The organism is Roseomonas aeriglobus (assembly GCA_016937575.1).
In the GTDB taxonomy this organism is placed as follows: Bacteria; Pseudomonadota; Alphaproteobacteria; order Sphingomonadales; family Sphingomonadaceae; genus Sphingomonas; species Sphingomonas aerigloba.
Map to the genome: position 1 here is coordinate 1,868,210 of JAFHKN010000002.1, position 13,073 is coordinate 1,881,282.

General features: G+C 65.8%; 13 protein-coding genes. 1 reads left to right on the forward strand and 12 read right to left on the reverse strand.

Annotation, left to right across the window (positions count from 1 at the left end; all coding sequences use genetic code 11):
• The first annotated feature begins 34 nt into the window (after positions 1–34).
• Positions 35–1,327 (forward strand): homogentisate 1,2-dioxygenase, encoded by a 1,293-nt coding sequence (locus JW805_09335; protein ID MBN2972216.1) that lies wholly within the window; start codon positions 35–37, stop codon positions 1,325–1,327.
• Here the strand turns inward: JW805_09335 and JW805_09340 are convergent.
• The 12 genes from JW805_09340 to JW805_09395 all read right to left on the reverse strand — a co-directional run bounded on the left by JW805_09340 (position 1,261) and on the right by JW805_09395 (position 13,066).
• Positions 1,261–1,743 carry a DUF892 family protein gene (locus tag JW805_09340; GenBank protein ID MBN2972217.1) on the reverse strand — a complete coding sequence of 161 codons (483 nt, stop codon included), beginning with the start codon at positions 1,741–1,743 and terminating at the stop codon, positions 1,261–1,263. The two genes, JW805_09335 and JW805_09340, sit on opposite strands and share 67 nt — an antisense overlap.
• A complete protein-coding gene (locus JW805_09345) occupies positions 1,740–3,158 on the reverse strand; it encodes a coniferyl aldehyde dehydrogenase (GenBank protein MBN2972218.1) in 1,419 nt (472 codons plus the stop codon). The genes JW805_09340 and JW805_09345 overlap by 4 nt, the downstream gene beginning before the upstream one ends.
• A 9-nt stretch (positions 3,159–3,167) precedes the next feature.
• The gene (locus JW805_09350) at positions 3,168–3,818 is read right to left on the reverse strand and encodes a prepilin peptidase (GenBank protein ID MBN2972219.1); all 651 of its coding nucleotides are present in this window, start codon (positions 3,816–3,818) and stop codon (positions 3,168–3,170) included.
• A 72-nt stretch (positions 3,819–3,890) separates the two neighbouring features.
• Positions 3,891–4,148 carry a hypothetical protein gene (locus tag JW805_09355; GenBank protein MBN2972220.1) on the reverse strand — a complete coding sequence of 86 codons (258 nt, stop codon included), beginning with the start codon at positions 4,146–4,148 and terminating at the stop codon, positions 3,891–3,893.
• A 65-nt stretch (positions 4,149–4,213) separates the two neighbouring features.
• A complete protein-coding gene (locus tag JW805_09360; protein MBN2972221.1) occupies positions 4,214–5,239 on the reverse strand; it encodes an aspartate-semialdehyde dehydrogenase in 1,026 nt (341 codons plus the stop codon).
• 415 nt (positions 5,240–5,654) lie between these two features.
• Entirely contained in the window at positions 5,655–7,862 is a 2,208-nt protein-coding gene (locus JW805_09365; GenBank protein ID MBN2972222.1) for a S9 family peptidase, read from the reverse strand.
• 40 nt (positions 7,863–7,902) lie between these two features.
• The gene (locus JW805_09370) at positions 7,903–9,321 is read right to left on the reverse strand and encodes a DUF418 domain-containing protein (GenBank protein MBN2972223.1); all 1,419 of its coding nucleotides are present in this window, start codon (positions 9,319–9,321) and stop codon (positions 7,903–7,905) included.
• 441 nt (positions 9,322–9,762) lie between these two features.
• The gene (rplS, locus tag JW805_09375) at positions 9,763–10,152 is read right to left on the reverse strand and encodes a 50S ribosomal protein L19 (protein ID MBN2972224.1); all 390 of its coding nucleotides are present in this window, start codon (positions 10,150–10,152) and stop codon (positions 9,763–9,765) included.
• Positions 10,149–10,886 (reverse strand): tRNA (guanosine(37)-N1)-methyltransferase TrmD, encoded by a 738-nt coding sequence (gene trmD, locus JW805_09380; protein ID MBN2972225.1) that lies wholly within the window; start codon positions 10,884–10,886, stop codon positions 10,149–10,151. Before trmD ends, rplS begins: the two co-directional genes overlap by 4 nt.
• Complete coding sequence (locus tag JW805_09385) at positions 10,883–11,272, reverse strand: type II toxin-antitoxin system VapC family toxin (GenBank protein MBN2972226.1); 390 nt, start codon at positions 11,270–11,272, stop codon at positions 10,883–10,885. The genes trmD and JW805_09385 overlap by 4 nt, the downstream gene beginning before the upstream one ends.
• Positions 11,269–11,541, reverse strand: coding sequence for a hypothetical protein (locus JW805_09390; GenBank protein ID MBN2972227.1), 273 nt, complete (start codon positions 11,539–11,541; stop codon positions 11,269–11,271). Before JW805_09390 ends, JW805_09385 begins: the two co-directional genes overlap by 4 nt.
• Positions 11,542–11,572: 31 nt before the next feature.
• Entirely contained in the window at positions 11,573–13,066 is a 1,494-nt protein-coding gene (locus JW805_09395) for a beta-lactamase family protein (protein MBN2972228.1), read from the reverse strand.
• Positions 13,067–13,073: the final 7 nt, after the last annotated feature.

Consider the following 13,073-nt stretch of genomic DNA (forward strand, 5'->3'; position numbering starts at 1 on the left):
CACGAACGGAGGTACAGTGGCAAACTCTGGATACATGACCGGCTTCGGCAACCACTTCGCCACCGAAGCGGTCGCCGGCGCCCTGCCCCAAGGTCGCAATTCCCCGCAGAAGCCCGCCTACGGCCTTTATGCCGAGCAACTGTCGGGCACGGCCTTCACTGCGCCGCGACACGAGAACCGCCGCTCCTGGCTGTACCGCCTGCGCCCCTCGGCCAGTCACCCCGCCTTCACCCGCTACACCGGTTCCCAGCAGTTCGCGCCCGGCGTCAGCGACGCTCCCCTCGCCCCGAACCGCCTGCGCTGGCGGCCGCTGGAGCAGGCGCACGGCGGCGACTGGCTCGACAGCCTGACGACGATGCTCGTCGCCGGGGACGGCCCGCAAGCGCAGGCCGGCGTCGCGATGCACCTTTATCACGCGTCGCAGGACATGGTCCGCCGAGCGTTCGTGTCGGCGGATGGTGAGCTGCTGATCCTGCCCGAGAAGGGCGCGCTCCGCCTGTTGACCGAGATGGGTCGCATCGATGTTGCCCCCGGCCAGGTCGCGATCATTCCCCGTGGCGTGCGTTTCCGCGTCGAGCTGCCTGACGGATCGGCGCGGGGCTATGTCGCCGAAAATCACGGCGAGCCCTTCCGTCTGCCCGACCTCGGCCCGATCGGCGCCAATGGCCTCGCCAATCCGCGCGATTTCGAAACGCCGGTCGCGTGGTTCGAGGACGTCGAGGGCGAGTATCAGCTCGTCCAGAAATTCCTCGGGTCGCTCTGGACGACGGAACTCGGCCGCTCGCCGCTCGACGTGGTCGCCTGGCACGGCAACCTCGCGCCGTGCCGCTACGATCTGTCGCGGTTCAACACGATCGGCACGGTCAGCTTCGATCACCCCGATCCTTCGATCTTCACCGTGCTGACCTCGCCCAGCGACGTCGCCGGGACCGCCAACATCGATTTCGTCATCTTTCCACCGCGCTGGATGGTGGCCGAGGACACGTTCCGCCCGCCGTGGTTCCACCGCAACGTCATGAGCGAGTGCATGGGCCTGATCACCGGCGCCTATGATGCAAAAGCCGACGGCTTCCGCCCCGGCGCGCTATCGCTGCACAATCAGATGAGCGGTCATGGCCCCGACGTCGCAAGCTGGAAGGGCGCGAGCGAGGCTGAGCTCAAGCCGCATAAGATCGACGGCACCATGGCCTTCATGATCGAAAGCCGCTGGGTGTTCAAACCGACGGACTATGCGCTGGAAACGAGCGCGCTCGACGAGGACTATGACGAGGTCTGGGCGGACTTCCCCAAGGCCGCCGTGCCCGGCAGCAGCGCCAGCAGTTCCTGATCGAGCGCGAGCGACCGCGCCTTCGCGTCGCTGAGCGCGGTCGGGTCGATCGCCAGCACTTCGGCCATCGCGATCGCGGTGTCGTAGGACACTGCCCTCGCCGCGGTCGCCTTGCGGATCGCACCGATCAGCGCGGTATCGAGCAGCGGACCGTGCTTCGTCGTCTCGGTATCCCGTCGCGCGTCGTCGCAGATGCCCGTCATCCAGAGATTGTCCGGCCCATCGAGATCGCGGTCATAGTCCGCCATGCCCGCAGCGCTATCCCGACACGCCGCGACATGGGCGAGCAGTAGCACCTGCAACCTCTCGTCGGCTGCACACTCGGCGATCCCGGGCAGCGCTTTCCCCAGCATCCGCTCGCCCGCGGCCAGATCCTGCAGGCACGTCGTGAACAGCGCGTCGGAATCGCCGGTCATCGTTTCACCTCCTGCGCGATCGTCCGCCGGGTCGCCTTGCCATAGGGCGGCTTCAGTCCTGCAAGCTTGGCGACATCGAGCCGCGACTGCTTGAACACCGCCTTCGCATGGCTGAACGTCCGGAACCCGTCGCGGCCGTGATACGCGCCCATGCCCGAAGGACCGATGCCACCGAACGGCAAATCCTCCATCGACACGTGCATCACGACATCGTTGACCGTGACTCCGCCAGAGATCGTCCGGTCCAGCACCCGCGTCTGTTCCGTCGCATCCTCGCCGAAGTAATAAAGTCCGAGCGGCCGGTCGCGGCGGTTCACTTCTGCGATGGCATCGTCGATCATGTCGTAGCGACGCACGGGCAGGACGGGTCCGAAGATCTCCTCCTGCATCACGATCATATCGTCGGTGGCGTCGCGGATGATGTGCAGCGGCATCTTGCGGCTGTTGCTGGCGGCAAAGTCTTCGCGGCCCGAATTTACGACCTCGACCGTCGCGCCCTTCATACGGGCATCCTCGATCCACTCGGCAAGGCGGGCGTGGTGGCGGTCGTTGATGATCGCGGTGTAATCGGGGTTGTTGAGCAACGTCGGGTACATCGCCGATGCCGCGGCCTTCAGCCCATCGACCACCGCCTGCTCGCTCTCGGCGGGCGCGAGCACATAGTCGGGCGCCAGGCAGATCTGGCCGGCGTTGAGCATCTTGCCCAGTGCGATCCGCTCGGTCGTGCGCGCGATGTGGGCCGATCGTCCGATAATCACGGGCGACTTGCCGCCGAGTTCCAACGTGACCGGCACCAGATTGTCCGCCGCGCCGCGCAGAATGTGTCGTCCGATGCCCGTCGCGCCGGTGAACAGCAGATGGTCGAACGGCAGCGCGGCGAACGCCTGCCCGACCTCCGGCCCCCCTGACACGAACGCGAGTTCGTCCGCCGCGAAATATCGCCCCGCCAACTCCTCGAACAGCGCCGCCGTCCGTGGCGTGAATTCGGACGTCTTGACCATCGCGCGGTTGCCCGCCGCGAAGACGCCAGCGAGCGGTGCCATCACCAGGTTCACGGGAAAATTCCACGGCGCGATCACGCCGACCACGCCCTTGGGCTGATAGTCGACCCACGCCCGCGCACCGAGCAACCCCAGTGGGAAACGCACGCTCCGCTTGTCGCGCGCCATCCAGCGGTCGACATGCTTCAGCGCATGCCGCAGCGGCCCGATCGACGCGCCGATGTCGGTGATCATCGACTGTTCGCGGCTGCGATGCCCGAAATCCTCGCTCAGCGCCTCACACCACGCGTCGGCATTGTCTGCGACCAGCGCGATCGCGCGTTTCAACCGATCCTTGCGTACGGCCGCGCCGACGGGAAGCTCGCGAAGGAAGGCGGCACGCTGGCGATCGAGCATCGGCATCAGGTCGGTCATGCAGCGATCCTATCGTAGATTGGCGGCGATCCACATCCCGAATCCGGCAACCGCGAGCAATGTCCCAAGCGGCAGCCGATCGTCCGCGCGCATCCGCCCCGCCAGCGCCCAGGCCAATCCCAAGAGACACGCGACCAACAGCACGGCGGGCAGCGCGCGCCAGCCCAGCCACAGCCCGATCGCGCCGAACAGCTTGGCATCCCCTCCGCCCAGCCCCATCCGGCCACGTACGCGGTGATAGGCTTGCGCGACCACCCACAGGCTCGCAAACCCCACCGCCCCGCCGATCAGCCGATCCGCCAGGAGTGGGTCGAACCCGTTAAGCCCAGCCGCCAGACCCAATAGCGCCAGCGACAGGCTCAGCGCATTCGGGATACGAAACGCAACGAAGTCGATCGCGCCGATCAGCAGAAGCAGCCAGCCGAAGGCTGCGCCGGTGACGGCCAGCGGCCCGGTCGCAACCAACCCCGCGGCGACACCGATCGCGGCGCCCAGGACTTCGAGGGCAATATGGAGGGGGCCGATACCGGCATCGCAGGTCTGGCAGCGTCCGCGCAGCACCAGCCAGCTCAGGATCGGCACCAGCTCGACCGCCCGCAAGGTCCGGGCGCATCCATCGCACCGCGACCGTCCCGCCAGGGCAGACGCGGGCCAGCGCACCGCGACGGTCGCGATGAAACTGCCGAAAATCGCTCCTAGCCCCCCGAGGCCGATCGCCCAGTAAATCGCGCTTTACTCGCCCTTTTTGCGGATCAGATAGCGATACACGCCGAACAGGTTGATGCCCAGCAGCACGCCGTTCTGCGCCGTCAGCGCCCAGTCCTGGGTCAGCACCGCGCCGGTAATCCAGGCGATGGCCGAGGCGACGAAGATCACGAACCCCCACCCCGTCACCCGCCGCCCGCTGTCAAGCGAGACCATGAATGCGGCGGTGATCCCGGTTGCGGTCGCGAACCACTTCAGGCCGGTGACGAAGGGCGTCTCTTCCATCCGCGCCCAACGTTCCGAAAGGACGTCAAGACGCGGGAGAATCGCGTTGATTCAGATTGTACGCGTTAGCCCTTCTTCAGGTGCCGACGCCCGAGCAGTTCGGCGATCTGCACCGCGTTCAGCGCCGCGCCCTTGCGCAGATTGTCGCTGACGCACCACAGGGCCAGGCCGTTCTCCACGGTCGGGTCCTCGCGCACCCGGCTGACGAAGGTCGCATAGTCGCCGACGCATTCGACCGGCGTGACGTAGCCGCCGTCCTCGCGCTTATCGACCAGCATGATGCCCGGCGCCTCGCGGAGCAGGTTCTGCGCGGCTTCCGCCGACAGCTCGTTCTCCATCTCGATCGTCAGCGCCTCGGAATGGCCGACGAAGACGGGCACGCGCACGCAGGTCGCGACGACCTTGATCTTGGGATCGAGGATCTTCTTGGTTTCGACCACCATCTTCCACTCTTCCTTGGTCGATCCGTCGTCCAGGAAGCTGTCGATGTGCGGGATCACGTTGAAGGCGATCTGCTTGGTGAATTTCTTGGGCTCGGCCGAGTCGCCGACGAAGATGTTGCGGCTCTGCTCGAACAGCTCGTCCATGCCCGCCTTCCCCGCGCCCGAAACCGACTGATAGGTCGCGACGACGACGCGGGTGATCTTGGCGGCGTCGTGGATCGGCTTCAGCGCGACGACCATCTGCGCGGTCGAGCAATTCGGGTTCGCGATGATGTTCTTGGCGGTGTAACCGTCGATCGCTTCCGGGTTCACTTCGGGCACGACCAGCGGCACGTCCGGGTCCATGCGGAACAGCGACGAATTGTCGATGACGGTGCAGCCCGCCGCGGCAAAGCGGGGGGCGTGGAGCTTGGTTGCTTCCGACCCGATGGCGAAAATCGCCATGTCCCATCCCTTGGGATCGAAATGCTCGATGTTCTGGATCTTCAGCTTGCGGCCGGTTTCGCCATAATCGACCTCGTCGCCCTGGCTGCGCGCCGACGCCAGCACCGCAATCTCGTCGGCCGGAAACTCGCGCTCGGCCAGGATGGCAAGAACCTCGCGCCCGACATTGCCCGTCGCGCCTGCGACAACGACCCGATACCCCATGAAACCCTCCACTTACTCGCGCGCGGCCGTAGCGGCGGGCCGGCGCGCGGGCAAGCAAGCAGGGGTTTAGACCCGTAAACGGCAATGACCGTGACGGAGCCGACATTGGTTCAGGCAAGAAACGAGGAGCGGCGCGATGCTATTGCATCGTGTCCCCAGGCGACTTTGGCTCGCGACGCTCTGGGGTAAAATCGGCCCGCCGCTTCCGGGTTTCATCAAATTATCGCTTTTGATGAGACCCTGCACGGTTGCCCTGTCGCGCCTACCGGCTGCGTCAGGGTTTCCCGCGAAGTAGCACCTTGCGGGGGCCCGGCGGCGAGCCTTGCAGGCTGCGCCGCTACCTGCTGCCCCCCCCTCGTTGCCGGACGAACACGACAGGGCAATCACGGTCGTTGTCCTTTGCGGGTCTGACCCCTTACTTGAGGCCAGCCCCAACCGTCCTGTCGAGGAAGTTCAGGATCGTCGTCCAGACATGAATGTCGCGGCCGGCGCTGTGGGTCTTTCCGGGATAGAACATCATTTCGAACGGCGTGTTCGTCGCCTGCATCCTGGCGGCGAAGGCGGTCGAATTGTCGAGCACGACATTGTCGTCGGCCATGCCGTGGATCAGGAGCAGCGGGTCGCTGATCTTCGGCCCGTCCTCGACCGCCGCCGATCTGGTATAGGCCGCCTTGTCGCGACCCTTCGGATCGGTGCCCATGTAGCGCTCGGTGTAATGGGTGTCGTAGAGTTCCCACTTCGTCACCGGCGCGCCCGATATGCCGGCGGCGTAGACGCCCGGGTTCGCCTCCAGCATCTTCAGCGTCATGTAGCCGCCGTACGACCAGCCATAGGTCGCAATGCGCTTGGGATCGACGAAGTCCAGCGTCTTGAGATAATTGGCCCCGGCCAGCTGGTCGCGCACCTCGACCCCGCCCATCGCGTGCCAGATCGCGTCCTCGAACGCCTTGCCGCGGTTCGCCGACCCGCGGTTGTCGATCATGAAGACGATATAGCCCTTGTCGACCAGCAGCTGGTGCAGCGGCGGCCCCCAGTTCCGCGTGACCGTCTGGCTATGCGGGCCGCCGTAATGTTCGAAGAACACGGGATACTTCTTGCCCGGCTCCAGCTTCGGCGTCAGCATTTCCCAATAGAGCGTCTCGCCATCGGGCGTCTTCAGACTGCCGAACTTCGTCTCGGCGTGACTCGAGAGATACGGATAATAGGGGTGGCCCGGCCGGATCGCATTTTCGGTGATCCAGGACAGCCGCTTACCGCTCGCATCGGCGAGATAGACCTGCGTCGGCTGAATCGGATTGGAACGCTGGACGATGAAGCGGCGGGCGCTGTCGTCGGCGGTGGCATTGTTCCACCAGCCGGCCTCGGTCAGGCGGGTCATAGCCAGGGACGCCAGGTCGAGCGCGTAGATATGGCGTTCGAGCGCACCGTCCTTGTTGCCGTTGAAATAGAGCTTGCCGCCCGTTTCATCGACGCCGTTCAGCCCGGCGACGTCCCATGCGCCCTTGGTCAGCTGCGTCCACTTGCCGGCGTTAAACCGGTACAGGTGCCCGTGGCCGTCGCGCTCTGACCACCAGATGATGCTGCCGTCCTTCATCGGCACGAAGACGTTCGACAGGTTGACCCAGCTCTTCGGGCCCGATTTTTCGGTGAAGAGGACGCTCGACGTACCGGTCGCCGGATCGACCTTCAGCACGTCGAGCACGGTCTGTTCGCGATTCTGACGCTGGACATAGAGCGTCTTGCCGTCGGGCGCCCACTTCACGCGGGCGAGGTAGATGTCGCGGTCCTTGCCCAGGTCGACCTTCACCGTCCCAGTACCGTCCGGGCGCATGACATAGAGGTCGACGAGGACGTTCGGCGTGCCGGCGGCGGGATAGCGTTGTTCGAAGACCTTCGTCTCCTCCGCCCCGATCGCCGCGCGGACGACGGTGCCGACCGGCGCTTCATCGAAGCGTTCGACCGCAATATACTGCTCGTCGGGCGACCACCAATAGCCAGTGGTGCGGTCCATTTCCTCCTGCGCGACGAACTCCGCCTCACCCCAATGCACCGTACCGGCGCCGTCGGGCGTGATCTTGCGCGCAGCACCGCCGTTCAGGTCGGAAACGTAGAGATTTTGATCCCTCACGAAGCTCAACAGATTGCCCCGCGGGCTGACCAGCGGATTGAGCTCGCCGCCCGGCGTGTTGGTCAGCCGCTTCACCTTGCCGTCGAGCGTGGCGAGGTACAGATCGCCGTCGAGCGGGACCAGGATCGACTTCCCGTCCGACGACCATTGATAAGCGACGATTCCGCGCTGGCCGCCGATGCGCGCGCGCTCGCGCTGCATCTTCTCGGCCTCGCTGAGTTCGGCGCCGGTACCGACCTTCTTGCTGTCGACCAGCATCCGCCATTGGCCCGTTGCGGTATCCATCGCCCACAGGTCGAACCGGTCCTTTTCCTCCGCGCGTGGGCGCAGTGACGTGAGCAGGCGGCCATCGGGCGACAGCTTCAGCGCGCGCGGCTGCTCGCCGGCCAGATCGGGGCTGGCGAACACGCGCTGTAGCGTCAGATCTTCGGCGTGGGCAGGCATGGACATGAGGGCGACGGAGGCGGCAAGCGCCGCGATAGTGGTGCGAAGCATGGGGCGGAACCTACTGAAGGCCCCGCCCGTAGCCAAGCGCTCAGGCTGCCACCGGCACGCCTCCCGCAACGAGCGGCGGGCGCTTGCGGATCGGCAGCAACTGCCGCGCGACGATGGATCGCCACGCCCATTCGACCGGCGCGATACGGTACTGACGGACGTACCAGTTCGCCGCCATCAGCAGCAGCGCGTTGATCGCGACCGCAGTCAGCATCAGCGCCATCCAGCCCTGCGTCCCGTACAGCCCCAGACCGAACGGCGGATACAGCAGCCACAGACAGATGATCGTCTGCCCGATGTAGATCGTCAGTGCCGTACGCCCTGCCGCTTCGAACGGGCGAAGCAGGCGTGTGCCCAGGGCGGTCGACAACAGCAGGTAGACCAGCCCGATATGGCCGAGCGTCGTCGTCAACCGAGCGACTTCGGACAGCGACCACATGATCGACGGGCTATCGTCGAAGCGCATCGTATGAATTGCGCCGACCGTCCGGCTCCCGAGGCCTACGGCATAGCTCGCCAAGGTCATCCGTACGTAGAAGGCGCGCGAGCGGGCGCCCTGGATGATGCCCCATTTGTAGAGCGCCGCGCCGACCAGCATCGTGGCGGCGGCTTCCCAGACGAGAGCGATCTCGAGCAGCTGGCCCTGCAGATACAGGAAGAAGCCCCAGGCCGCCGACGCCCAGGTGCCGAACGTACCGGTGGCGTCGCTGCGGGCCTTGTCTTCCGCGACGATGCGCGCGCGATCTTCGGCTTGCCCCTTCTCGCGCGCGGCGCGGCGCTCCAGCGCCTTCGTCAGCGTTTCCGCTTCCGCCTTGCTCAACGCGGCGCCGCTCGTCTTTTGGGCTTCCAGCCGGGCTATCTCCGCCCGCTGCCCCGGCACCGTCAGATAGCCGACACCGCCCCCGACGAGTTGCAGCAGCGCCATGCTGAGCCCGAGCGCCAGCAACGTCTTTGGACCGAGGCGCCGGAACAACACCGCGACCAGCGCAGCGATGCCATAGGTATGGAGAATGTCGCCCGGCCACAGCAGGACGAAGACGTGGATCAGTCCGAACGCGAAAAGGACGATGTTCCGCCAGGCATAGCTGCGCAGTACCGGCCAGGGACCGAACAGGCGACGGATGATCCGGCCCATGCGGCCTTCCGGCGGCGCCGTTGCCACAGCGCCGGCCACGCGATCGGTCAGAATGACCATGCCGACCCCGAACAACATCTCGAGCATGCAGCGCGCGGTGCCATCGGCGAACACCTCGCGGAGGAACCAGGCGATCTGATCGGCCTGCGACCAGCCGAGATGCCGCACGTCCTGCGCCCAGAACGCCCAGATCGATCCGCCCATGTCGTTGATGTTCATGAACAGGATGCCCAGGATCGCGATCCCGCGCAGAATATCGAGGCTGGCGACGCGCGGTGCGCCGTCCGGCTCGACCGCAGTCGTCATCATGGTGGCGTCGGCCATAGGATCGTCTCCCCCCGGAGTGTATCGCTACAGTATCACACTTACCGCGGAGCGCAAGCGGATCGCCGGGGCTTGTGCCGTCTGTGTCCAACCGGATACGATCACCCATGACTGACGATGACGGCGAACGCCGTGGCTGGCGCGACCGGCTGCCTTATGTGATCGGCGTGCTGGGACTCTTCGCCTGGTTTGCGCTGCTTTACTTCATGCTACGCGACGTCGCCTGACAGGCAGCGTGTCGCATGGTCCGGGTCAGGCGCGGGCGCTCGCTGCTCCTTGCGCTCGTGCTTAGTCCATCGGAGCACCCAGGCCGGATACGCCCGGCAACGCGCTCGCGATGAAAGACGGGGGGTAGCGGGCGCTGACGCTTCCCCCAAAAGGAGAAGGGGCGCCGCGACCCCCAGGTCGCGACGCCCCGTGAAACCCCGACGGGCCGGCGGCTTATTCGGCCGCTGCGGTCTCGGTCGTGCGGGTGTCGCGACGCTCGGCGATACGCGCCGACTTGCCGGTACGACCACGCAGATAGTACAGCTTGGCACGACGCACGACACCGCGACGAACGACGGTGATGCTGTCGATGTTCGGCGAATACAGCGGGAAGACACGCTCCACGCCTTCGCCGAAGCTGATCTTGCGGACGGTGAAGCTCGAACCCATGCCCTTGTTCGACCGCGCGATGCACACGCCTTCATAGGCCTGGACGCGGGTACGCTCGCCTTCGACGACGCGCACGCCGACACGCAGCGTATCGCCCGGGCGGAACTCGGGGACCTGCTTGCTGTCGTTGAACTTGGCGATCTGCTCGGCTTCGAGCTGCTGAATGATGTTCATACAAAATCGTCCTCTGACGGTTGCCGCGCGCCAGAGGGAGGGTGGACCCGAGCGCCGGTGTAGCGCTCCCACAGGTCTGGCCTCCGTAGCCGTGTATCAGTCTCGGCCTGTGCTTTCCGCCAGGCCGCGATCTTCGCATGATCCCCCGATCGCAGCACTTGCGGGATCGTGCGGCCCTCCCACTCGACGGGTCGGGTGTAGTGCGGATATTCGAGGAGGCCGCTTTCGAAGCTTTCCTCATCCCCACTGAGGGCCGCGCCCATTACGCCGGGAAGCAGCCGAATGCAAGCATCCAGCAGGACCAGCGCACCCATCTCTCCGCCCGACAGGATATAGTCGCCGATCGACACCGGCTCGACCGCGCGCCCTTCGAAGATGCGCTCGTCGAACCCCTCGAACCGCCCGCACAGGATGGCGACCCCCGGCCCCGCCGCCAGGTCGCGCACGCGAGCCTGGGTCAGCGGCGCCCCGCGCGGGCTCATCGCCAGCACGGGTACGACGTCCGTCACGCTGTCGATCGCCGCGGCGAGCACATCGGCCCGCAGCACCATTCCCGCCCCGCCCCCGGCGGGCGTGTCGTCCACCGTCCGATGCCTGTCGATCGCAAAATCTCGGATCTGCGTGGTCTTGAGCGACCATTTCCCCTCCCTGAGCGCTCGCCCGGCGAGCGACGCGCCGAGAGGACCGGGAAACATCTCCGGATAGAGCGTCAGGATGGTGGCGGCGAAGGTCATGCGGCCCAATTCTCAACGCGCAGGCCGGGGATGTCGGCGAAATCGCGGGTGTTGTTGGTGACGAGGGTGAGATCGAGCGCCAGGGCATGAGCTGCAATCAAACGATCGAAACTTCCACGGCGCATCCCGATCTGCTGTACCATCGTACCGTACGAAACCGCGGCCGCCTCATCGAACGGCTGAACGATCACGCCGCCAATAAAGCGATCGATGGTGCGATCATCCTCATGCGGATTACTGGTCGCTTTCGCACCCACGCGAAGTTCGGCCAGCGTGATTGTCGAGACGGCCACCCGTCCAAACATCGCGCGCATCTGCGAAATGACGCCCGGATTCCGACGTAGAAGAAAATCGAGGCACGCATTCGTGTCGGCCAGATAGATCATGCCGCCCTCGCCGGATCGCCCTCCGAACGCCAATCGCGCTCCGGCTGCTCGATATCGCCGCGTCCAACTGCCATGAAGTCCGGAGACAGCCGGCCGGCAAGAGACATGAACGCTTCCAGGGCTTCACTTGTCTTGATGATCGTAAATCCGCCGTCTGCATGCGAAATGATCTTGAGTTCTTCACCTTCGGTCACGCCCAGCGCTTTCGGCAGCCGCAAGGCCACCGAATTACCCGACTTGAACGCCTTCGCCAGATATTCCTTCGACATCCCGTAAATGTATATACGCCACGTATATACGTCAATCCGGCCGTACGCGAAAGTCGATGACCTGCAGGCTCAAGTCCGGCGTGGGTGCCCGCTGGACGCGGCCCGCGATGTGGCCGCGTTCACAATGCCAGTCGAACACACCTTCCATCGCCGAGATCGGGCGGATCGGCTCCGACATCGCGCAGGTGCCGACCTGCGCCTTGGCATCGGCAATCTCGCGCGCCCGTCTCGCAGCATCGCGGTCGAGCAACACGTTGTTGGCGAGCGGCGCGCGGGTAGCGTCGCCCGCGGTCCACGCCGTTTTCGCGACCGCATAGGCCGCCGCGAGACCGTCCGACACCGGCGTCGTCCGCGGCTTGGCAAGCCCCGCTTCGCGCAGCGCCATCAATGTCCGCATCATCGGCAACGCACCGCCCGTATAGGTTCGGCTGGAAAAGACGAACACGCCCACGCCGGCATCGGGCAGCAGCGCGACGTTCGATCCATAGCCCGGATAGCCACCGCTATGCGTAACAACCCGCCCAAGGTCGCAGTCGTCGAGCACCCGCCAGCCCATGCCATAGGCACCCGCTTGCCGACACGACGCCCCGAGCGCGGCGTTGCGCATCTGTCCACTGGCGAAGTTCGCCCCTTCAACGATCTCCCGCACGGTCGACCGCTTGACCGGCCCCGCTTCGGCACCATCGCGCGCGGGCCAGGCCGACAGAAGAAAGGCCACCCAGCGCCAGTAATCGTTGGCCGTCGTCTCCACCCCGCCCATCGCGCCGAACGCACCATCGGCCATGTCGGGCTCGCGGACGTAGCCGCCGTCCTGCCAGCGATAGCCGATCGTCCGGGACCCCTTGGGCGACGCGAAGATGTCGTATCCCGTCGACGTCATCCCGAGCGGCATCATGATCTCGCGCCGGATGTAATCCTGATACCGCACGCCCGACACGTTCGAGACGATCCGACCGAGCGTCGCATAGCCGAGGTTCGAATATTCGAACGCCGTCCCCGGCGCGGTAGCGAACGGCACGCCGTCCTTCAGCATCTTCGTGAACTGGGGCTCGGTTAGCACCTGCTGGCGGTCGCCCCACGGGTTGTCCTCGACATAGCCGGCGATGTGGTGGAGCAGGTCGCGCACCGTGATCTTCGCGCTGTCGCTGGTCGGATAGCGCCATCCGCGCATCTCGGGCACATAGCGTTCGGCCGGCGCGTCGAGCGACAGCTTGCCGGCATCGCGCAGCTTGAGGATGGCGAGCGCGGTAAAGGCCTTCGACATCGACGCGATGCGGAAGCGGCTGTCGGCGGTGACGGGGCGCTTGCTGTCCTGATCCTGCGTGCCGATCGTGCCGACATGGATCAGGCGGCCGTCCTTCACCACGCCGTACGCCGCACCGGGCACATGCGCCTCTCGCGCCCATTCGGCAAAGATCGTGTCGATCTTGGGCGCGATCGTCGCCACATCGGCCGCGGGCGCGGTCTGCGCCGCAGCCGGGTTTGCAACGCCCGCCAGAGCCAATGCGATCGCCAGACGCCTCATAGCCACT